12 protein-coding genes are annotated in these 20611 nt (G+C 70.9%); 7 read left to right on the forward strand and 5 right to left on the reverse strand.

Annotated features, from left to right (window positions below; all coding sequences use genetic code 11):
• The first annotated feature begins 256 nt into the window (after window positions 1-256).
• The 3 genes from VT50_RS24410 (at window position 257) to VT50_RS24420 (ending at window position 4012) form a co-directional block, all read left to right on the forward strand.
• Complete coding sequence (locus VT50_RS24410; protein ID WP_046086035.1) at window positions 257-1384, forward strand: LLM class flavin-dependent oxidoreductase; 1128 nt, start codon at window positions 257-259, stop codon at window positions 1382-1384.
• Between the two features lie 97 nt (window positions 1385-1481).
• Window positions 1482-3224 carry an N-acyl-D-amino-acid deacylase family protein gene (locus VT50_RS24415; RefSeq protein ID WP_046086034.1) on the forward strand — a complete coding sequence of 581 codons (1743 nt, stop codon included), beginning with the start codon at window positions 1482-1484 and terminating at the stop codon, window positions 3222-3224.
• 128 nt (window positions 3225-3352) lie between these two features.
• Window positions 3353-4012 carry an O-methyltransferase gene (locus VT50_RS24420; protein WP_046086033.1) on the forward strand — a complete coding sequence of 220 codons (660 nt, stop codon included), beginning with the start codon at window positions 3353-3355 and terminating at the stop codon, window positions 4010-4012.
• Between the two features lie 31 nt (window positions 4013-4043).
• Here the strand turns inward: VT50_RS24420 and VT50_RS24425 are convergent, their stop codons facing one another.
• The gene (locus VT50_RS24425) at window positions 4044-5564 is read right to left on the reverse strand and encodes a CehA/McbA family metallohydrolase (RefSeq protein WP_107424880.1); all 1521 of its coding nucleotides are present in this window, start codon (window positions 5562-5564) and stop codon (window positions 4044-4046) included.
• 325 nt (window positions 5565-5889) lie between these two features.
• On the opposite strand from VT50_RS24425, the gene VT50_RS24430 reads away from it, so the two are divergent.
• The 3 genes from VT50_RS24430 to VT50_RS24440 all read left to right on the forward strand — a co-directional run bounded on the left by VT50_RS24430 (window position 5890) and on the right by VT50_RS24440 (window position 12967).
• The gene (locus VT50_RS24430) at window positions 5890-8502 is read left to right on the forward strand and encodes a bifunctional FO biosynthesis protein CofGH (RefSeq protein ID WP_046086031.1); all 2613 of its coding nucleotides are present in this window, start codon (window positions 5890-5892) and stop codon (window positions 8500-8502) included.
• Between the two features lie 139 nt (window positions 8503-8641).
• Entirely contained in the window at window positions 8642-11659 is a 3018-nt protein-coding gene (locus VT50_RS24435) for a tetratricopeptide repeat protein (RefSeq protein ID WP_143645266.1), read from the forward strand.
• A 183-nt stretch (window positions 11660-11842) separates the two neighbouring features.
• Window positions 11843-12967 carry an ADP-ribosylglycohydrolase family protein gene (locus tag VT50_RS24440; protein ID WP_046086030.1) on the forward strand — a complete coding sequence of 375 codons (1125 nt, stop codon included), beginning with the start codon at window positions 11843-11845 and terminating at the stop codon, window positions 12965-12967.
• A 198-nt stretch (window positions 12968-13165) separates the two neighbouring features.
• Here VT50_RS24440 and VT50_RS24445 read toward each other — a convergent pair whose 3' ends face one another.
• The 4 genes from VT50_RS24445 to VT50_RS24460 form a co-directional block, all read right to left on the reverse strand.
• Window positions 13166-14743, reverse strand: a complete 1578-nt coding sequence (locus tag VT50_RS24445) for a sodium:solute symporter family protein (RefSeq protein WP_046086029.1) — start codon at window positions 14741-14743, stop codon at window positions 13166-13168.
• A 574-nt stretch (window positions 14744-15317) separates the two neighbouring features.
• Complete coding sequence (locus tag VT50_RS24450; protein ID WP_075200332.1) at window positions 15318-15527, reverse strand: DUF397 domain-containing protein; 210 nt, start codon at window positions 15525-15527, stop codon at window positions 15318-15320.
• A gap of 214 nt (window positions 15528-15741) precedes the next feature.
• On the reverse strand, window positions 15742-16635 hold the full coding sequence (locus tag VT50_RS24455) for a helix-turn-helix domain-containing protein (protein ID WP_046086027.1): 894 nt from the start codon (window positions 16633-16635) through the stop codon (window positions 15742-15744).
• A gap of 393 nt (window positions 16636-17028) precedes the next feature.
• Window positions 17029-17775, reverse strand: a complete 747-nt coding sequence (locus VT50_RS24460; RefSeq protein ID WP_046086026.1) for a GOLPH3/VPS74 family protein — start codon at window positions 17773-17775, stop codon at window positions 17029-17031.
• A 255-nt stretch (window positions 17776-18030) separates the two neighbouring features.
• Here VT50_RS24460 and VT50_RS24465 point away from each other — a divergent pair, with 255 nt between their 5' ends.
• Window positions 18031-20499 carry a D-alanyl-D-alanine carboxypeptidase family protein gene (locus VT50_RS24465; RefSeq protein WP_046086025.1) on the forward strand — a complete coding sequence of 823 codons (2469 nt, stop codon included), beginning with the start codon at window positions 18031-18033 and terminating at the stop codon, window positions 20497-20499.
• The last annotated feature ends 112 nt before the right edge of the window (window positions 20500-20611 follow it).

Here is a 20611-nt window from a genome sequence, read left to right on the forward strand (position 1 = left end):
CCCCCCAACTCGTGCTCCGCCCCAGCCCCCAGCGCCCAGCGTCCCGGCCGACGCTCCGCTCGTCGCCCCCGGTCTCCCAGGGGCGGGGCCCTGCCGCGTGGCGGGGACGCACATCCGCGACCGGCTTTCCACGGCCCTTGACGGTCCATGCCCGCGGTGCCAGAGTCAATCAAAATCTGACGAGCCGTCAGATCCGCAGATACGGCAGATCCGTCAGACCCATCAGATCGACGTTCGTCTGAGGCGGTGAACCTCCATGGAATTCGGACTCTTCGTGCAGGGCTACGTCCCCGAAAGCCGACGCCGAACCGACCCCGAGGCCGAGCACCACGCGCTCGTCGAGGAGACCGAGTACGTCATCCAGGCCGATCGGTCGGGCTTCAAGTACGTATGGGCCTCCGAGCACCACTTCCTGGACGAGTACTCCCACCTCTCCGCGAACGACGTCTTCCTCGGCTATCTCGCCCACGCCACCGAGCGCATCCACCTCGGCTCCGGCATCTTCAATCCGCTGCCGCAGGTCAACCACCCGGTCAAGGTGGCCGAGAAGGTGGCCATGCTCGACCATCTCTCCGGCGGCCGCTTCGAGTTCGGCTCCGGCCGGGGCGCGGGCAGCCACGAGATCCTCGGCTTCCTCCCGGGGGTGACCGACATGAACGCCACCAAGGAGATCTGGGAAGAGACGATCGCCGAGTTCCCCAAGATGTGGCTGCAGGACGAGTACCAGGGCTTCACCGGCGAGCACTGGTCGCTGCCGCCGCGCAAGGTGCTGCCCAAGCCGTACGGGGCCGCCCACCCGGCGATGTGGTACGCGGCCGGATCGCCGCCCTCGTACGCGATGGCGGGCAAGAAGGGCCTCGGCGTGCTCGGCTTCTCCATCCAGAAGGTCTCCGACATGGAGTGGGCCCTCGACTCCTACAAGAACGCGGTCAAGGAGGCCGAGCCGGTCGGCGGCTTCGTCAACGACAACGTGATGGTCACCTCGACCGCGATCTGCGCCGAGACCCACGCCAAGGCCGTCGAGATCGCGCTCGGCGGCGGGCTGAACTACCTGCAGTCGCTGCTCTTCCGCTACCACGACACCTTCCCCCGCCCGGACGGCATCCCGCAGTGGCCCGAACTGCTCCCGGAGTACACCGAGGAGATCATCGAACTCCTCATCGCCGAGGAGCTGATGATCTGCGGCGACCCGGACGAGGTCTTCCGCCAGTGCAAGCGGTGGGAGCAGGCCGGGGCCGACCAGCTGTCGTTCGGACTGCCGATCGGGATCGGCTACGAGGACACGATGAACACGATCAAGCTGATCGGTGAGCACGTCATCCCGAAGATCGACACCGATCCGGTGCACCGCACGACCCGCTTCCGCCAGGCCGTCACGCGGTGACCGGGCAGGCGCCGATCCGCTGACCGCGCAGGCGCCGACCCAGTGACCGCAGAGGCCGTAACCCAGTAGCCGCAGCCGCGAGAAGGGACCTGAACCCGTGCTCGACCACCTGATCAAGGGCGCCACCGTGGCGGACGGCACCGGCGCGCCCTCGTACGTCGCCGACGTCGGCATCCGGGACGGCCGGATCGTGGCCATCGCCGGGCCCGGGGCCGTCGCCGAACCGGCACGGTCCACCGAGGACGCCACCGGGCTGGTCCTCGCCCCCGGGTTCGTCGACCCGCACACCCACTACGACGCCCAGCTGTTCTGGGATCCGTACGCCACCCCGTCCATGAATCACGGTGTGACCACCGTGGCCGGCGGCAACTGCGGTTTCACCCTCGCCCCGCTCAACCCCGACCGGCCCGGCGACGCCGACTACACCCGGCGGATGATGAGCCGGGTCGAGGGCATGTCGCTGGTGGCGCTGGAGCAGGGCGCGCCCTGGAACTGGCACGGCTTCGGCGAGTACCTGGACGCGCTGGAGGGCCGGATCGCCGTCAACGCGGGCTTCATGGTGGGGCACTGCGCACTGCGCCGCCATGTGATGGGCGAGGACGCGATCGGCGGACAGCCCAGCCCCGCGCAGCTGGAGGAGATGCTGAGGCTCTTCCACGAGGCGATGGACGCGGGGGCGTGGGGGCTGTCCACCACCCAGTCCTCGACCCACTCGGACGGGGACGGGCAGCCGGTCGCCTCCCGTCACGCCGGGCCCGGGGAACTCCTGGCGCTCTCCCGGGCCGTCGGCGACCACGAGGGGACACAGATCGAGGCGATCGTGGCGGGCTGCCTTGACCAGTTCGCCGACGAGGAGATCGACCTGCTGGTGGACATGAGCGCGACCGCCGGGCGCCCGCTCAACTGGAACGTGCTGACCATCGACGCGGCCGTCCCCGAACGCGTGCCGCGCCAGCTCCAGGCCAGCGAACGCGCCCGTAAGGCGGGCGGCAGGATCGTCGCGCTCACCATGCCGATCCTCACCCCCATGAACATGTCGCTGGGCACCTTCTGCGCGCTCAACCTCATCCCGGGCTGGGGCGACATCCTGGGGCTGCCGATTAGGGAGCGGATCGCGACCCTCCGCGAACCGGCCGTACGGGAGGAGATGCTGCGCCGCGCCAGCGGCCCCGAGGCCGGGGTCTTCCGGCGGCTCACCCACTTCGGCCGTTACGTCATCGGCGACACTTACAGCGAGGCCAACGCCGGGCTGACCGGGCGCGTCGTCCGCGACATCGCCGCCGAGCGGGGACAGGAGGACTTCCACTGCCTGGTGGAGATCTGCGCGGCGGACGGGATGCGTACGGTGCTGTGGCCGATGCCGACCGACAACGACCCGGCCAGCTGGCGGTTGCGACGGCAGACCTGGGAGCACGAGGACGTCATGCTCGGCGGCTCCGACGCCGGGGCCCATCTGGACCGGATGTGCGGCGCCCCGTACACCACCCGCTTCATCGGCGACTGTCTGCGCGGTCGGAAGCTGGTCGGCCTGGAGCGGGCCGTACGGATGCTGACGGACGATCCGGCGCGGCTGCTCGGGCTCCGCGGACGCGGCCGGATCGCTGAGGGCTACCACGCCGACCTGGTCCTCTTCGACCCCGACCGGATCGACGCGGGCCAGGCCCGGCTGGTCCACGACCTGCCGGGCGACAGCCCGCGCCTGGACTCGCGCGCCATGGGCATCGTGAGTGTCCGGGTGGGCGGCACGGAGACCATCCGAGACGACGAGATCACCGGCGCGGTACCGGGAAAGGTGCTCCGGTCGGGCCGCGACACGGAGACGGTGAGCACGAGGCGCTGAACGGAGACCGTGAGCACGAGGGGCTGGGCCGAGGCGGTGAGCACGAGGCGCTGAACCGAGAGGGTGGGCACGAGGGGCCGAGCCGGTGTCGCTAGACGAGACGCGACGTAGCGTCTACTCTGGCGGTCATGACACTCACCCACACCCTTGCCGACCCCCGGGTCGAGACCGCCATCAGCCGGATGTTCAAGCTGGCCGAGCAGGACGAGACCGCTCAGACACGGCTGCCGTCCGGCGCGTTGGAAACGATGGCGCCGCAGGAGCTCGCCGACGCCGCGGCCGGGATCTACATGCCGATCTCCGCCGACGGCGGAAAGCTGCTCTACAACCTGGTGCGCGCCATCCGCCCGGCCACGGTGGTCGAGTTCGGGATGTCCTACGGGATCTCCACGCTCCATCTGGCCGCCGCCGTGCGGGACAACGGCACCGGGCGCGTGGTCACCACGGAAATGAGCAAGGAGAAGATCGCCGCGGCTCGCCGCACCTTCACCGAGACCGGTCTTGACGACCTGATCACCGTGCTGGAGGGGGACGCCCGGGAGACCCTCGCGGACCTCGAGGGCCCCCTGGAGCTGGTCCTGCTCGACGGCTGGAAGGACCTCTGCCTGCCCGTGCTGCGGATGCTCGAACCGGGCCTGCGGCCCGGCGCCCTCGTCGTGGCCGACGACATCGACCAGTTCGAGGGCCCCATGCGGCCGTACTTGGACTACGTACGCGACCCGGCGAACGGCTACCAGAACGTCAGCTTCCCCATCGAGGACGGCATGGAGATCAGCTGCCGCCTCTGAGCCGCCTTGCCCGTGCCCGTACCCGCACTCCTCAGCGCTCGCCCAGCCAGATCGGGTTCGTCATCGCGGCCATCGGGCCCGGTATGTCCGGTGACCCGCCGTCCGCCGGGGGGTGGCGGACCTCGGCGCGGACGTACGCCGCGTAGGACGGTGTCGTGAGCCATTCGGCGGTGAGCTCACCGGAGTCGGGCACCGGCGCTCCGTAGAGCGGGCCCTGGTCGGTGATGAACCGCACCGAGCAGCCCGGGCCCACGCCGGAGACCTTCAGGCGGACCGTGACCTCCTCCGCGGTGCCGACCTTCAGGCGCTCGCCGATTCCGGCGTGCCTGCCGCGTCCGCCGACCGCCTCGAAGGTGAGGTCGATCTTGGAGGACTCCGCGATCCAGCTGTGGCCCGCCCGGATGCCCTCCTGGAGGGCGGTGCGGGAGAGGTCGTCGGCGAGCACCACCGTCTGGGGCAGGCCGACGACCTGGGGCTCGCGGTGGGCGTCGCTGTGGCCGACGGCGGGCAGCCAGCGGCCGTCGCCACGGGAGGCGGCCACCAGTGTGTTGTCCCACTCGGAGACCGTGATCTCGTCGTCGGGGGTGAAGTCCGCGTTCCACACCTCGACCGCGTCGGCCTCGTTGAAGCCGAACTTCCAGTTACAGCCCACACAGGTGCCGTGCGGATGGGCCGGGATCACCAGGCCCCCGGCCTGCCGGACCTTGCGGGCGAACTGCCCGAAGCGGTTGTCGCGGGCGCGGTAGCGCCAGTCGATGAAGACGCCGGGGTCGGTGCCGAGGGCGACCACATGGCCATTGCGCGTGGTGATCTCCTCACCGGTGAGGATCAGCAGGTCATCGCCCCACAGACCCTCGAACGCGGTATGCGCGGACGTGGTGTTGTGATCGGTGGTGGTGATGAAGTCCAGCCCCGCGGCACGGGCGGCGGCGACCAACTCGGCCGGGGTGCGCTTGCCGTCGGAGTGCACGCTGTGCAGATGTGAGTCGCCCCGGTACCAGGCGCGGCCCCGGCCCTTCGCCCGCTGCGGCGGGTACACCGGCTTCGGCGTGGTGCCGGGCGCGCCGTACCGCAGCGTGACGGTGACCTCGTAGTCCAGGCCCTGCGGGGCGACCGTGTACGGCCCCAGCACGACATGCCAGGTGCCCGCCCTGACCGGCCCCGCCAGATAGCCGGGGGTGGCCTCCTCGGCGCTGATGGCGAACTCCGTACGGGCCCCGCCGGACCAGCCGCGGAAGCCGCGCCCGCCCAGCTCCGTGCCGCGCTCGTCGAAGATGCCGATATCGCAGGCGTTGCCCTGCGTACCGGCCGGGACGGTGGGCTTGTCGTACGCGTACGACACGGCGATCTCGCGCACTCCGCGCTCCACCTCGACCGGTAGGTAGACGAAGTCCGGCGCGCCGGTGGGCAGATGCCCGCTGAGGGTCTTGGTCTGCTCGCGGCCGTCGGCCGTGCCCGCCGCGTCGGCCTGGGTGAAGGTCATGGGTTCGAGTGTCAGCACACCCGCCGTGCCCGCAAGCGCGGAGAGCCTGAGAACTTCGCGTCGCTGCATGAGATACCCCCAGAGTCGAGAGTGCCGTCCGACACCCGCGTGACACCGTTGTACGCGTGGGTGACACGCGCGGAAAGCCCTGTGGATAACTCCGTGGCGGTGAGGGAACGGACGGCCCCCGCCCCGGACCCGCCGCCCGCGCCCGGCGATCCGCGCCCCCCGCCAAGTCCCGGCCGGGCGAGGGCCGTCGGCGCCCAGTGGGCGCGGCCCGCACGTTCCACCCCGCGGTATTCCCGCCGACGGCCCGCGCCCGCCGTGATCAGACCCACAAAACCGCAGGCCCGGGCCGTCTGGCGGTGTCCCACACCGCTCGTATGCTCGGAGGATGACCACGAGCGCGCAGGGAAACGAACCGGGTGCCCCGACGGGCTCCGCCGCCCCCACAGCCAACGCGATGCGCCGTGCGCTCAAGCGCGCCCGCGACGGCGTGGCGCTGGACACCGCCGAGGCGGCGGTGCTGCTCCAGGCGCGCGGTGACGACCTGCGGGAGCTGATGGCCTCCGCCGCCCGGGTCCGCGACGCGGGTCTGGAGGCGGCCGGCCGCCCGGGGGTCATCACCTACTCGCGCAGCGTCTTCATCCCGCTCACCCGGCTGTGCCGCGACAAGTGTCACTACTGCACCTTCGCGACCGTCCCCGGCAAGCTGCGCCGCGCGGGTCACGGGATGTTCATGTCGCCGGACGAGGTCCTGGCCATCGCTCGCCGGGGCGCCGAACTGGGCTGCAAGGAAGCGCTGATCACCCTCGGCGACCGCCCCGAGGACCGCTGGCCCGAGGCGCGCGAGTGGCTGGAGGCCGAGGGGTACGACGACACCGTCGCGTACGTACGGGCCATGGCCATCCGCGTCCTGGAGGAGACGGGCCTGCTGCCCCACCTCAACCCCGGCGTGCTGACCTGGACCGACTTCCAGCGGCTCAAGCCGGTCGCCCCCTCCATGGGGATGATGCTGGAGACCACGTCCGAGCGGCTGTGGAGTGAGCCCGGCGGCCCCCACTACGGCTCGCCCGACAAGGAGCCGGCGGTGCGGCTGCGGGTGCTGGAGGACGCCGGACGCAGCTCCGTCCCGTTCACCAGCGGGCTGCTGATCGGGATCGGCGAGACCCATGAGGAGCGTGCGGATTCGCTGTTCGCGCTGCGCCGCGTCGCCCGCTCGTACCACGGCATCCAGGAAGTCATCGTCCAGAACTTCCGCGCCAAGCCGGACACCGCCATGCGGGGGATGCCGGACGCGGAGCTGGACGACCTGGTGGCCACCGTCGCCGTCGCCCGCCACATCCTGGGCCCGTCCGCCTGCATCCAGGCGCCGCCCAACCTGGTGGACGCGGAGTACGAGCAGCTCATCGGGGCCGGCATCGACGACTGGGGCGGTGTCTCCCCGCTCACTCCGGACCACGTCAACCCCGAGCGCCCCTGGCCCCAGGTGGCCGAGCTGGCCGAGCGCTCGGCGGCCGCCGGCTTCCGGCTGCGCGAACGGCTCGCGGTCTACCCCGAGTACGTACGGCGCGGCGAGCCCTGGCTCGACCCCCGGCTGCTGCCCCATGTCACCGCCCTCGCCGAGCCCGGGACCGGCCTGGCCCGCGAGGACGCGATCCCCACCGGGCTGCCCTGGCAGGAGCCTGACGAGGCGTTCAGCGCCTCCGGCCGCACCGATCTGCACCGCGCCATCGACACCGAGGGCCGCACCGGTGACCGCCGTAAGGACTTCGACGAGGTCTATGGCGACTGGGAGGCGCTGCGCGAGGCCGCCGCCCCCGGCATGGCACCGTCCCGCGTCGACACCGACGTCAAGGCCGCGCTGGCCCGGGCGGCCGACGACCCGACCCGGCTGACCGACCCCGAGGCGCTGGCCCTGCTCCACGCCGAGGGCCCGGCGCTGGACGCCCTGTGCCGCATCGCGGACGATCTGCGCCGGGCGACCGTCGGCGACGACGTCACCTACATCGTCACCAGGAACATCAACTTCACCAATGTCTGCTACACCGGCTGCCGCTTCTGCGCCTTCGCGCAGCGCCGCACCGACGCCGACGCCTACACCCTCTCGCTGAACCAGGTCGCCGACCGCGCCCAACAGGCGTGGGACGTGGGCGCGGTGGAGGTGTGCATGCAGGGCGGCATCCACCCCGATCTGCCGGGCACCGCGTACTTCGACATCGCACGCGCCGTCAAGGAACGCGTGCCCGGGATGCATGTCCACGCCTTCTCTCCGATGGAGGTCGTCAACGGTGCGACCCGTACGGGCATGTCCATCCGCGAATGGCTGACGGCGGCGCGCGAGGCGGGCCTGGACACCATCCCCGGCACGGCCGCCGAGATCCTGGACGACGAGGTGCGCTGGGTCCTCACCAAGGGCAAGCTGCCGACGGCCACCTGGGTCGAGGTCGTCAAGACGGCGCATGAGCTGGGCATCCGGTCCTCGTCCACGATGATGTACGGCCATGTCGACCAGCCCCGCCACTGGCTGGCCCATCTGCGGCTGCTCGCCGAGATCCAGCAGGAGACGGGCGGCTTCACCGAATTCGTCACCCTTCCCTTCATCCACACCAACGCCCCCGTCTATCTCGCAGGCATCGCCCGCCCCGGCCCCACCACCCGCGACAACCGCGCCGTCACGGCCATGGCGCGGATCCTGCTCCACCCCCACATCCCCAACATCCAGACCAGCTGGGTGAAGCTGGGCACCGAGGGCGCCGCCGAGATGCTCCGCTCCGGCGCCAATGACCTCGGCGGCACCCTTATGGAGGAGACCATCTCCCGTATGGCGGGCTCCTCCTACGGCTCCTACCGGTCCATCCAGGACCTGGTGGCCATCGCCGAGCTGGCCGGCCGCCCGGCCCGCGCCCGCGGCACCACCTACGGCCCCGTCCCCGAGGAGCGCCGGGCCGCCGCCCTCGCCTCGGACGGCCATCTGCCGGAGCTGCTTCCGGTGCTGGGGGACTGACCCGGCGCACGGTCCGCGGGCGCGCCCCGCGGATGCTTCGGGGCGCGCCGCACGGATGTGTCACGGGCGCCGTACGGATGCCTCGGTGCGCGCGGCGCCGATACGCTGCCGTGGGGAGCGGGCGGGGATAGGGGGACCCATGGCAGAGCGGCGTCCGACGATGCGCGAGCTGATCCAGCGGCGGCGCCGGTTCGTGGGGCGGCGGCAGGAGATGGCCGCGTTCCGGGAGAACTTCGCGGTGCCGCCCGAGGACGCCGCCCACCACTTCCTGTTCCACGTCCGCGGTGACGCCGGGGTGGGCAAGACGACGCTGCTGCGGCAGCTGGAGAACACCGCGCGGGAGCACCGGGCGCTCACCGCCTCCGTGGACGAGTCCGTGAACAGCGTCCCGGAGGTGATGGCGGCCATCAGCGCCCAGTTGGCCGAGCAGGGCCATCCGCTGAAGTCCTTCGACAAGCTGCTGGCGACCTACCGGCAGCGGCGCCACGAGGCCGATTCGGCGGCGCAGCAGACCGTGCCACAGCCCTCGGAGGGGGCGGCTGGCGACCCCCAGCCGTCGGCCTCGAGCGCGTTCGCCGTCCGGGCGGGGCTGGTCGGGCTCGGCATGGTGCCTGGTGCCGGGGCGTTCGCCGGGGCGGCGGAACCTGACCGGGTCGCCCAGGCCGCCGACCGCGCGCGGGCCAGGCTCAGCGCCCGCCTCCGCAGCCACGACGACGTGGACCTGGTGATATCGCCCCTGGACGCGCTCACCCCCGCGTTCCTCAGGGACGTCGGCGAAGTGGCCGCCTCCGTGCCCTGGATGGCGTGGTTCTTCGACACCTATGAGCGCACCGGCCCGTTGCTCGACCCGTGGCTGCGCGAGGTGATGTTCGAGGGCCGCTACGGTTCGCTCCCGGCCAACGCGGTGGTGACGCTGGCCGGACAGGGCACGCTCGCCCCGCGCTGCTGGGCCGACTACGCCGATCTGGTGGTGGACCTCCCCCTGGTCCCGTTCACCGAGGCGGAGGCCCGGCAGCTCCTGACGGCGAAGGGCGTGGACGACGAGCAGGTGATCGAGGTCGTCCTCCGGCTCACCGGAGGGCTGCCGGTGCTGGTGTCCATGCTGGCCGAGGCGCGGCCCACGACCCCCGAGGCCGTGGGCGACCCCTCGGGCACCGCAGTGGAGCGCTTCCTGAAGTGGGTGAGCGACGAGACCCAGCGCTCGGCCGCCCTGGCCGCGGCCCTGCCCCGGCAGCTGGACGAGGACGTCTTCACGGCCGCGGTGGGGGACGGGGCGGCCGGGCTCTACGGCTGGCTCCGCTCGCTCCCGTTCGTGGCCGACGGCTCCGGCCGCTGCCGCTACCACGAGGTCGTCCGCACGGCCATGCTGCGGCTGCGGCGCAACCAGTCGCCACAGGCGTGGCGCGCCCGCCATCTCCGGCTGGCCGATGCCTTCGCGGGGTGGCAGTGGCAGATCGAGGAGTCGTTGGCGGGGGACGGGAAGTGGAGCCACGAGCGATGGCTGGACTGTCGGCTCGAGGAGGCGTACCACCGGCTGTGCGCCACTCCGGAGGAGGCCCTGCGGGAGGAGCTGCGCGCCTATGTGTGCGTGTATCTGGACCACGCGCCGGTGTCCTGGGACCGCCGCTGGATGCGGATGCTGCTGGAGGCGGGCCGCGACGGCGGGGCCGAGGCCGTGCGCGCGTGGGGCGAACGCTTCCTGGCGGGGTCCAGGATGAGCGACGTGGCGGCGACCATGACGCTCCTGATCGACGAGTTCGGGCAGGACGAGCGGGCCCTGGCCGCGGCCCTCGCGATCCGCAGCATGGCCCGGGCGGACATGGGCGAGCCACAGGAGGCGGTCGCGGACGCGGAGCGGGCCCTGGAGCTGGACGCCGACAGCGACCGCGCCCACGCCGCCCGCGGATGCGCGTACCTCGGCATGGGGCGTTACGAACAGGCGCGGGAAAGCCTCGATCGCGCCCTGGAGCTCGATCCCGACTTCGCCTGGGCGCTGTCCCAGCGCGGCGAGGTGAACAGCCTGCTCGGGCACTATGAGGAGGCCCTGGCCGACCTCAATCGCTCCCTGGAGCTGAACGACGGGAGCGCGTGGGCCGTGTCCACCCGCGGCCTGGTCCACTTCGCCATCCGGGACTACGACAGGGCGCTTGCGGATTTCACCCGAGCGCTGGAGATCAGACCCGAATGGGCCTGGGCACACGCGGAGCGTGCCACGACCCACCGGATGCTCGGGCGGTACGCGGAGGCACTCGCGGACGCCGAACGCTCCATCGAACTCGGCTCGGACTACGCCGCGTTCGGCCGAATCCAGGCCCTCCGCAACCTGGACCGCTACGAGGAGGCGATCAGCGCTGCCGACGGCCACCTCGCCTCCCACCCGGACGATCAGGCGGCGCTCGCGGAGCGTGGTGAGGCCTACCGGATGACGGATCGCTTCGAGGAGGCGCTGGCGGACTTCGGGCGGGCCATCGAGATCGCGCCGGCGTATGTGTTCGCGCTGGTCCGGCGGGGACACACCCATGAGCACACCGGCCGTCTCGCCGAGGCCCTGGCGGACTTCGACGCCGCCGTGGCCGCCGATCCCGACGATGCCTGGTCGGCGGCGACCCGAGGTGCCTTGCGGCAGCGCCTCGGCGACGACGAGGCCGCGCTCGCCGATCTGGACCGGGCGCTCGGGCTCGCCCCCGACGACCTGCTGGCGCTGGAGGCCAGGGCCAGGTGCCACCGCCGGGCGGGCCGGTACGCGGAGGCCGCGGCGGACATCGAACGGGCGACGGCCCTGGACGGCCATGACCTCGACGTCGCCTTCGAGCACGCGATGCTGGTGAGTGCCACGGCCGGTCGCACCGGAGCGCGAGAGCGGTGGACCGCCTTCGAGGCGCTGTTGGAGGAGCACGGCGACCAGTGGGACCCCCAGGCCAGAGTGGCCGCCCCGATCGTCAGCAGAGCCGCCCTCGGGGACGGGGCCGGGGCGGAGCGCCTGATGGCGGAGCTGACCGCCACCCGGCCGTACTGGGAGATCGTCGACGACGTGATACGCGCCCTGGACGACCTCGCCCGGTGTCCCGGGGCCGACCCAGCTCCGCTCGCCGCCCTCCGCTCGCCGCTCGCCGGGCTCCGGAGGCGCTTGGACCACGGCCGTACGGCGTGCGGATAAGGGCCTTCGGCGCACGGCCGACATTGGTGAGGGAATTCGCGTTCTCGGAATGCGGCCGTCCGTCGGCTTCCCCGTGATGACGCCTTCACAATCCGCGGCGGCCAAGAGGCGATCATTAGGTGTCCATTACAGTTCAAAGGCAGTTCAGGGCCATTCACGCAGCGAAGAAAAGAGGCATGGGTCGTGACCGCAACCGCCAGCGCAGCGACCGGCGTATGGGGCCGCGCCGAACAGCAGGACTTCCGCAGCCGGGTGCGCGGCTGTCTGCTCGGCGGGGCCATCGGGGACGCGCTGGGGGCGGCCGTGGAGTTCGCCTCTCTGGACGAGATCAGGGCGGCACACGGATCCGAGGGCGTGACGGACTTCCTGCCCGCCTATGGCGGCCGCGGACGGGTCACCGACGACACCCAGATGACGCTGTTCACCGTGGATGGACTGATACGGGCGCAGGTGCGCCGCGACACCGGGGCCTGGCACCCGCCCACCGACGTCCACTCCGCCCACCGCCGCTGGTACTCCACCCAGCGCGACTGGGGCCCCGATGAGCGCCGTAAGGACGCCGGCTGGCTGGCCCGCGAGGAGTGGCTGTACGCCCAGCGGTCCCCGGGCCGGGCCTGTCTCACCGGGCTCGCCGACGAGACCATGGGCACCCTGGAGCGGCCCAAGAACCCCGACTCCAAGGGATGCGGCGCCGTGATGCGCTCCGCGCCCTTCGGACTGCTGGTGGGCTGGGAGCCGCAGCTGGTCTTCCAACTGGCCATCGAGTGCGCGGCCCACACCCACGGCCACCCCACCGGCTATCTCGCGGCCGGTGCCTTCGCCCTCATCGTGCACGGCCTCGCGCGCGGCGAGGCGATGGACGGAGCCGTCCAGCGCGCCCTCGCCCATCTGGCAGCCCGCCCCGGCCACGAGGAGACCAGCCACGCGCTGCGGCACGCCCTCGGCGCCGTACGGCAGGGCCTGCCGACCCCCGACCGCGTCGCCTCGCTCGGCGAGGGCTGGACCGGTGAGGAGGCGCTGGCGATGGGCCTGTACTGCGCGCTGGTCGCCGAGGACGTCCGCCATGGGCTGCTGCTCGCGGTCAACCACGGCGGGGACAGCGATTCCACGGCGGCCATCTGCGGCAATCTGCTGGGCGCGCTGCACGGCGAGACGGCGCTGCCGCCCGCCTGGCTGGCGGAGGTCGAGGGGCGCGGCACGATCCTGGAGCTGGCCGATGACTTCGCCATGGAGATGACCCAGGGCCCTGCCCTGCACGGCCCCGCCAGCTCCTCCCCGGCCTGGCTCACCCGCTACCCGCGCGCATAGGCCCGCTCCGGCCGCCACCGCGCCGGGGCCCCGATCCCCTCCCATGGGAGCCGTGGACGCCATGCGGCCATGATCGCCATGGGAGTTATGGCCGTCATGGCCATCATGGACGCCGGGAGTCATACGGGACCCGGGCCGCCGGTCATCCCACACCGGGGGTGACCGGCGGCCCGGGCCATGGCCGCCGCGCGGACGGCGTCAGTCCGTGGCGCCGCCCGCGACCGACTCGCGGTCGTCCGCGTCGCCCTGCTTCGGCACCGACAGCGCGGCACTCGCAGAACCCGGCCCGTCGTCATCCGAGTTGAGCGAGGCGAGGATGGCATCGCGCTCCGGGGTGTCCTCCGGCTTGAGGTAGCCGACGACGATGAAGAGCACGAGCGAGACCGCGAGCGGGATGGAGATCTGGTACTCCAGGCCCACGCCTCCGTCGATCGCGTCGTTGATCGGGTAGTTGACGAGGTAGAAGGCGATCAGCCCCATGGCCCAGCTGACCAGCGCCGCCGTCGGACCCGACTTGCGGAAGGTGGCCAGCATGCCGAGCATCAGCGGGATCGCGATCGGTCCCATGAGCCCGGCGACCCACTTGATCACCACTGTGATGATGTCCCCGAAGAAGTCCGAGTTGACCTGGGTGGCGATGGCCATCGACAGGGCGAGGAACAGCAGCGTGGTGTAGCGGGCCGCGAGCAGCCCGGTGCGGCTGCTCCACTCGCGTACGGACTTGAAGACCGCGGGCATGATGTCCCGGGTCACCACGGCCGCGATCGCGTTGGCGTCCGAGGAGCACATGGCCATGGTGTGCGAGAAGAAGCCGACGATCACCAGGCCCAGCAGACCGTGCGGCAGCAGGTGTTCGGCCATCTCGGCGTACGAGTCGGCGGGCTTGTCCGTCTTGATGATCAGCGGCGCGACCCACATCGGGAAGAACAGCACCAGCGGCCAGACGAACCACAGGACGGCCGACAGCCGGGCCGAGCGCTTGGCGGAGTGGGCGCTGTCGGTCGCCATATAGCGCTGCGCCTGGTTCCACATGCCGCCGTTGTACTCGAAGGTCTTGATGAAGAGGTACGCGAGCAGGAAGACCAGGGTGTACGGGCCGACGGTCGGCTGGTGGTGGCTGTCGGGGAGGTCGTCCCAGACGGTCCAGAAGGTGCTGAAGCCGTTTAGCTCGTGGAGTACGGCGATCAGCATCGAGATGCCCGCCACGAACTGGATGATGAACTGGCCGAGTTCGGTGAGCGCGTCGGCCCAGAGCCCGCCGACGGTGCAGTAGACGGCGGTGACCGCGCCCGTGATCAGGATGCCCTGGTTGAGCGAGACTCCGGTGAAGATGGAGAGCAGGGTGGCGATGGCCGCCCATTTGGCGCCCACGTCGACGATCTTCAACAGCACCCCGGACCAGGCCAGCGCCTGCTGTGTGGGCAGGTTGTACCGGTTCTTCAGGTATTCGAGTGGCGAGGCCACCTTGAGTTTGCTGCGCACCCGGTTCAGTCGCGGCGCGAAGAGGTTGGCGCCGATCGCGATGCCGATGGCGATGGGGAAGGACCAGGTGACGTAGGAGGTGATGCCGTATTGGTAGGCGATGGCCGCGTATCCCGTGAACATCACCGCGCTGTAGCCGGACATGTGGTGCGAGATGCCGGATAGCCACCAGGGCATCTTGCCGCCCGCGGTGAAGAAGTCGCTGACATTGTCCACACGCTTGTGGGACCAGAGGCCGATGCCGACCATGACACCGAAGTAGCCGATGAGTACAACCCAGTCGAGACTGTTCATGTCCCCTCCCAGGGGTCCGCCATATGAACGGGAGCGCACTTCGCCGCGACGTTCGTCATGGACGGTTCCCCCGAGCGGGAGCGGGGGTACTTCCGGGATTGAACCGCTCGTTCGGGCGACCGGTCAAGGGTTCTAGAGGTCACGAATGTGAACGCAAATCAGAACAAGGAACGATTTTGCGTTTTCTTGACTTGACGGGGCGTTGTCGTTCGCACCCCTGTGCGCCCACGATGAGCGGACACTTCGTCAGACGCACGCCCACCGATCGCCGGGTCGTACGGGAGCGGGATCCCGAAAGGCCGGACAGGAGTCGCGTTAACGCATCAGTTCACCGGCGTTCACCAGCGGCGGCCGCCCGGTGGGCACGGCCGGGTGGAATTCACGGCGCCGTTCATTCCGGCGATTCCCGGTACGGGTCAATACCTGGTGGAACTCCGCCGAAGCGGCTAGGCCGGAAAGCACCGGAAACGGCAAGAGCCCTCTCGGCGGGGACGGCGACCGGTCGAGAGGGCTCGGGTGCGGGTGTGGCGCTCCGCGCCGCCGACCGCGCTGCCGCGGCCGGGTGTTGCGGAGATCAGCCGAGGTCGAAGGCGCCCCGGCTGACGTCGGACACAAAGGCCGACCACGATGCGGGGGCGAAGCTGAGCGTCGGTCCCTGGGGGTCCTTGGAGTCGCGCACGGCGATCTCGCTGATGACCGGTGAGGAGATTTCCACGCAAGCGCCGTTTCCGGCCGAGTACGAGGATTTCACCCACATGCTCGTCTTTCCCTGCTGAATGGACACGATTGCTCCGATGCATTGTGTAGAGGCGGCGCACCCCCGATTGGAGGCGTCACCGACGTTACTCGGCAACATCGTCTGGAAAGCGGGCCATTCACTCGACCGGATGGCATATTCCCGTGGCCCCTTCCGCGGCGAGGTGCGGAGGTGTAGCCTCCGCCCTCGCCGTTCGCACCGGAGTGTTTCCGTCCGCTCTCAGTCCGCCCTTAGTCCGCCCTCAGCCCGACGGGGCCGCCTCGCTCTCCTCCTGGTGCCTGCGGGCGTGCTCCTGGGCCATCTCGGTGATGAACTGGCGGCTCTGGTCCGCGTTCAGCGCCTGGGCCCGCAGATGCTCGTACATCATGCTGTAGCTCTGCACATCGCTGAGCTTCTCCAGATACAGATCGCTGGTGACGCCCTCGAGATAGACGACGCTGGTGTCCGACTCGTCCGAGAACTCCAGGATGGTGAACTGCCCGCTCATCCCCGGGTGTGACCCCATGTCGAAGGGCAGCGCCTGCACCGTCACATGGGGCTCGTGGCTCATCCGGACCAGATAGTCCAGCTGATCGCTCATGATCTTGGAGTTGCCGACCACCCGCCGCATCGCCGCCTCGTCCACGACCGCCCACAGCCGCAGCGGGGCCAGCGGGTCGGTGATCCGCTCCTGGCGCCTGAGCCGGACCTGGACCCGCTGGGCGATCTGGTCCTGCGGGGCCTCCGGCAGGGCGCCGCTGATCACCGCCTCCGCGTACTCCGGGGTCTGCAGAAGGCCCGGCAGCACCTGGGGTTCGTAGACCCGCAGTGACGCGGCGTCCGTCTCGAAGCCGATGTAGACGCTGTACGGCACATCGCCGAAGGCGTTCCACCACCCCTGCTGGCGAGACTCCTTCGCCATTTGCATGAGGGAATCGACCAGTGCCTTGTCCTCCACCTTGTAGGTGCGGCACAGGTCGCGCACATCGCGCTGACTGATGCTGCGACGCCCGTTCTCCAGTCGGCTGATCTTCGACTGGGAGACCATCAGCTCCTCCGCCACCTCCTCCGCCGTCATGCCCTTCTCCTGGCGGAGCCTGCGCAGTTCCTGGCCCAACCGGCGTCGCCGGACAGTGGGGCCGACGTTCGATGTCACGGGACGTGCACCTCCGGCTTCGTACTGCTGATTTATGCTGCTCAGCAGCCTGCCACTACCGGACGGGGCCGCGCTGGGAAATGGCCGCACAAAGGCGGCCGCACAACGGTGGGCGAACGCGCGCGCGGGGCGGTGGGCCGGCCGGTCGTCCAAATCGGCCGTCCCACCACCCCGCGCGCTTCAGCGGCTCCCGAACCGGGTCAGTGGGGACTGCGGTGCGGTCGGTGGAGCGTCAGTGGTGCTCGGTGCTGCTCTTGGCGCCGCTCGGAGCCGGACGGTGGCGCTCCGCCCCGGACGGTGCCGGGAACGGTGTCCGCCGCCCCGCTGACGGGCTGCTGGTGCGTTCGACGGGCTGGGTGGTGCGTGATGGTGCGATGGCGCCCCGGAGGGGCCTCAGCGCGCTCCGACGCGGGCCATGCTCCCGCGGCGGGACGGCTGGGCCGGAACGCCGGCCGCGGGCTCCGCCGCGCGCGTCCCCGGCTGTCGGCCCGCGGCCGGTGCGCGCCGTGGCTGCGCCGCGACACCGTTCTGCACGTCCATCACGGCGTGCGCCACGAGACCGCCCATCGGGTCGTGCCTGATCAGATCCCGGAGCCTGGAGCGCGAGGAACGCCCCTCGTTCCCGGGATACAGGTGCTTGCCGAGTCCGACCGCGTGGGCCAGGGCGGCGAGCGCGGCGGTCCGCGGGTCCGGCGGTACGCCGGTGCGGATCGCACTGTCCAGCCGGGCCCTGATCTCCCGGCTGATCGCCGTGTCCGTCGCCTGGTAGCGCGTCGTCGGCAGTACGCCACACATCTGGCCCGCGACGGCATGCACCATGCCGCAGCGCTCCAGGTGCGTGAGGTACGTCTGGCGCAGCCCCAGCCGGGGCCCGCCGATCCAGTGGACCGCGCGCACCGGGCTGCCGCGTCGGCGCAGCAGCTCCAGCGCGGAGTCCAGAGTCGGATCTCCGGTCGGCCGTGGCAGCACCACGGCGATACGATCCCCGTCAGGGGCTATCCGTCCGGCCAGGGCCAGCTCTACTAGCTGTGCCCCGGCAAGACCGAGGTCAAGCGACTGCGGCTGCGCTGTGGTACCCGTGGTCGGGTCCAGAGCGAGCAACAGAAGCTCCTCCGGAATTGTTCTGCGGCTCCTGCCCATCCATGCCTCCCCGCGTGGATGAATGACAGGGTGACCCCTCTCACATTGGTCTGTCGAGAGTGCCTGGGGGGTTTGGGTGGGAACCAGTAGGTATGTCGTTCTCGTCTAGCAGGGGGGCGGGCACCTGGAGACGCTCTCCGGCTGTGGCGGTGCGCGATCGCACGCCGGACACACAGGACACTGGTAGAGGTTGGGCTGCGGGACGTGACGCCATGGGGCGTAGGGCGTCCCGCGACACATATCGAGGAGGCATCGGTGGCGGGCGAGTCCCCCGGCAGGTCGGATCAGCAGGAGTCGTCGGGGGAGACGGCTAGGGGAGAGCGCGATCCGAGGCTCGCGATCTCGCGTGAGGCGGAGGCGGGCCAGGGCTCGGCGGCGGTCGCCGTCGTGTCCGACGACCTCCGGTCGGGTTCCCGGGAGCCGGAGACGGCTTCTGGCGGGCCCGGGGTGACCTCCGAGGCGAAGGCCGAAGCGGAGGCGGAAGCGGAACCAGAGACGCCGCCAGTCGACCGGGGCGACGCAAAGGTTTCTGGTGTTCGCGATGGTGAACAGGGTGAAGGTTCCGGGACGTCGGAGGCGAAGACGGAGCCGGAGACGGACGCCGATGCGTCGGACGGATCGCCCGAGGGCGATGCGTCCGAGCCCCACGCGGAGGCGGAAGCGGACGAGGATGGTGCGGGCGGCGCAGACGACTCCCACGGTGCTGACGGGTCTGACGGGTCTGACGACTCAGATGACGCGGATGCCGACGCGAAGGTTGAGAGCGCGTCTGAGACCAAGGCCGAGACCGACTCCGAGGTCGAGACGGATGAGGGCGGCGATGGGCCGTCCAAGCCGTCGGTGGATCAGCGGACGGCCGTCTTCCGTACGGTGAGGCCCAAGGCGGACGCCGAGGGCGGGGACGACAAGAGGGACAATAAGAGGGACAACAAGAAGGACGGGGCCAAGGCGGACGAGGCCGAGGGTGAGTCCCGTAAGGCCGCCGCGTCCGGGACGGACGACGACGCCTCCGGCAAGCCGATCGACCGCCCGACGGCCGCCTTCGGCGTGCTCCCGGACAAGCCCGGAAGGGGCGCCAAGGCCGACAAGGGCGATAACGGCGACAAGAAGGGCGTCGACCAGCCGACCACCGCCTTCAAGGCGGTCAGCCGCCCGGCCGACAAGACGGCTGACCGCAAGACCGAGGGCAGGGCGGCCGAGGGCAGGGCGGCCGAGCGGGCGTCCGACGCGAAGACGTCGGGCAAGAAGCCCGTCGGCGAGTCGGACAACGAGCGGACCAGCAGGTTCGTCCCACTGCGGTCCCCCGACGACCCGGCCCCGCCGAAGCCCGCCGCCCCGCCCATCGCGCCGAAGGCCCCCGCCGCTCCGCCCGTGGCGGTCCCCGAGGCCGAGCGGACCAAGCAGCAGCCGCTGCCGCCGCTGGCCCCGGACGGAAAGCAGCCCGCGCCGCTCGACCTGCTGGCGCAGCTGACCAACACCCCGCCCAAGCCCGAGACGCCGCTACGGACGGCGGTCCGCCGGGTCAAGATCTGGACGCCGCTGGCCGCGCTGTTGGTGATCATCCTGGGCGTCGTCCAGGCGCTGCGACCGCTGCCGGATCCATCGCTGAAGCTCACCTCGGACGCCAGCTACCGCTTCGGCGGCGATGCACTCTCCATGCCCTGGCCCGACCAGGGGCAGTCCGCCGCCGAAGTCGAGGGCGTGGGCAGCCTGGGCGCCTCCGGAGAGCAGAAGCCGGTGCCGATCGCCAGCGTCACCAAGGTCATGACGGCCTATGTGGTGCTCAAGGACCATCCGCTGAAGGGTGGCGCGGAGGGCCCGAAGATCAAGATCGACGCGCAGGCGGCCGAGGAGGCGAAGTCCGCCGACGAGTCGCGGGCGGAGGTCAAGGAGGGGCAGACCTTCACCCAGCACCAGCTGCTCCAGCTGCTGCTGATCAACTCCAGCAACAACATCGCCCGGCTGCTCGCCCGCTGGGACGCCGGATCGCTCGACGCCTTCGTGAAGAAGATGAACGACGCCGCCGAGGGCCTGGGGATGAAGCACACCACCTACACCGACCCCAGCGGTCTGAAGGAGTCCACCAAGTCCACCGCGGCCGACCAGCTGAAGCTGGCCAAGGCGGCGATGCAGTCCGACGCCTTCCGGGCGGTCGTGGCCACGCCCAACACCACTATCCCGGGGCTCGGCGACCGGATCTACAACAACAACAATCTGCTGGTGAAGCCGGGTGTGATCGGTATCAAGACCGGTTCGTCCACCCCGGCGGGCGGTGCCCTGATGTGGGGCGCCGTGCGGACGATCGACGGCAAGAAGCAGCGGATCCTGGGGGTGGTCCTGGAGCAGCGCGCGACCACCACGCTGGACGCCAGCCTCCAGCTCGCCCAGACCAACAGCTACAAGCTGATCACCGCCGCGCAGGACGCCCTCACCTCGGCCACCGTCATCAAGAAGGGCGATGTCGTGGGCGAGGTCGACGACGGTCTCGGCGGCACCACGCCGGTCGTCGCCACCAAGGACCTGAGGGCGGTCGGCTGGTCCGGTCTGACGGTCGACATCAAGATCGGCGACGGTGGTGCGAAGGTGCCGCACTCGGCCAAGGCGGGTACGGTCGTCGGCGAGGTGACCGTGGGCACGGGCCCCGGACAGCTCAAGGCGCCGGTGGCCCTGCAGGATGACCTGTCCGAGCCCTCGTTCGGCGCGAAACTGACCCGTATCGGCTGACCCGCGGGGGAAGTCGAATAGAGGGGACGGGACGAAGCGGCCCCGGCGCGAAACGCCGCCGGGGCCCGAGCCGGATCGGGGTCGCCCGAGCGTGCTAGCGTCGGTGGGTCCC

The sequence above is a fragment of the Streptomyces antioxidans genome (genome assembly GCF_000968685.2).
GTDB lineage: Bacteria > Actinomycetota > Actinomycetes > Streptomycetales > Streptomycetaceae > Streptomyces > Streptomyces antioxidans.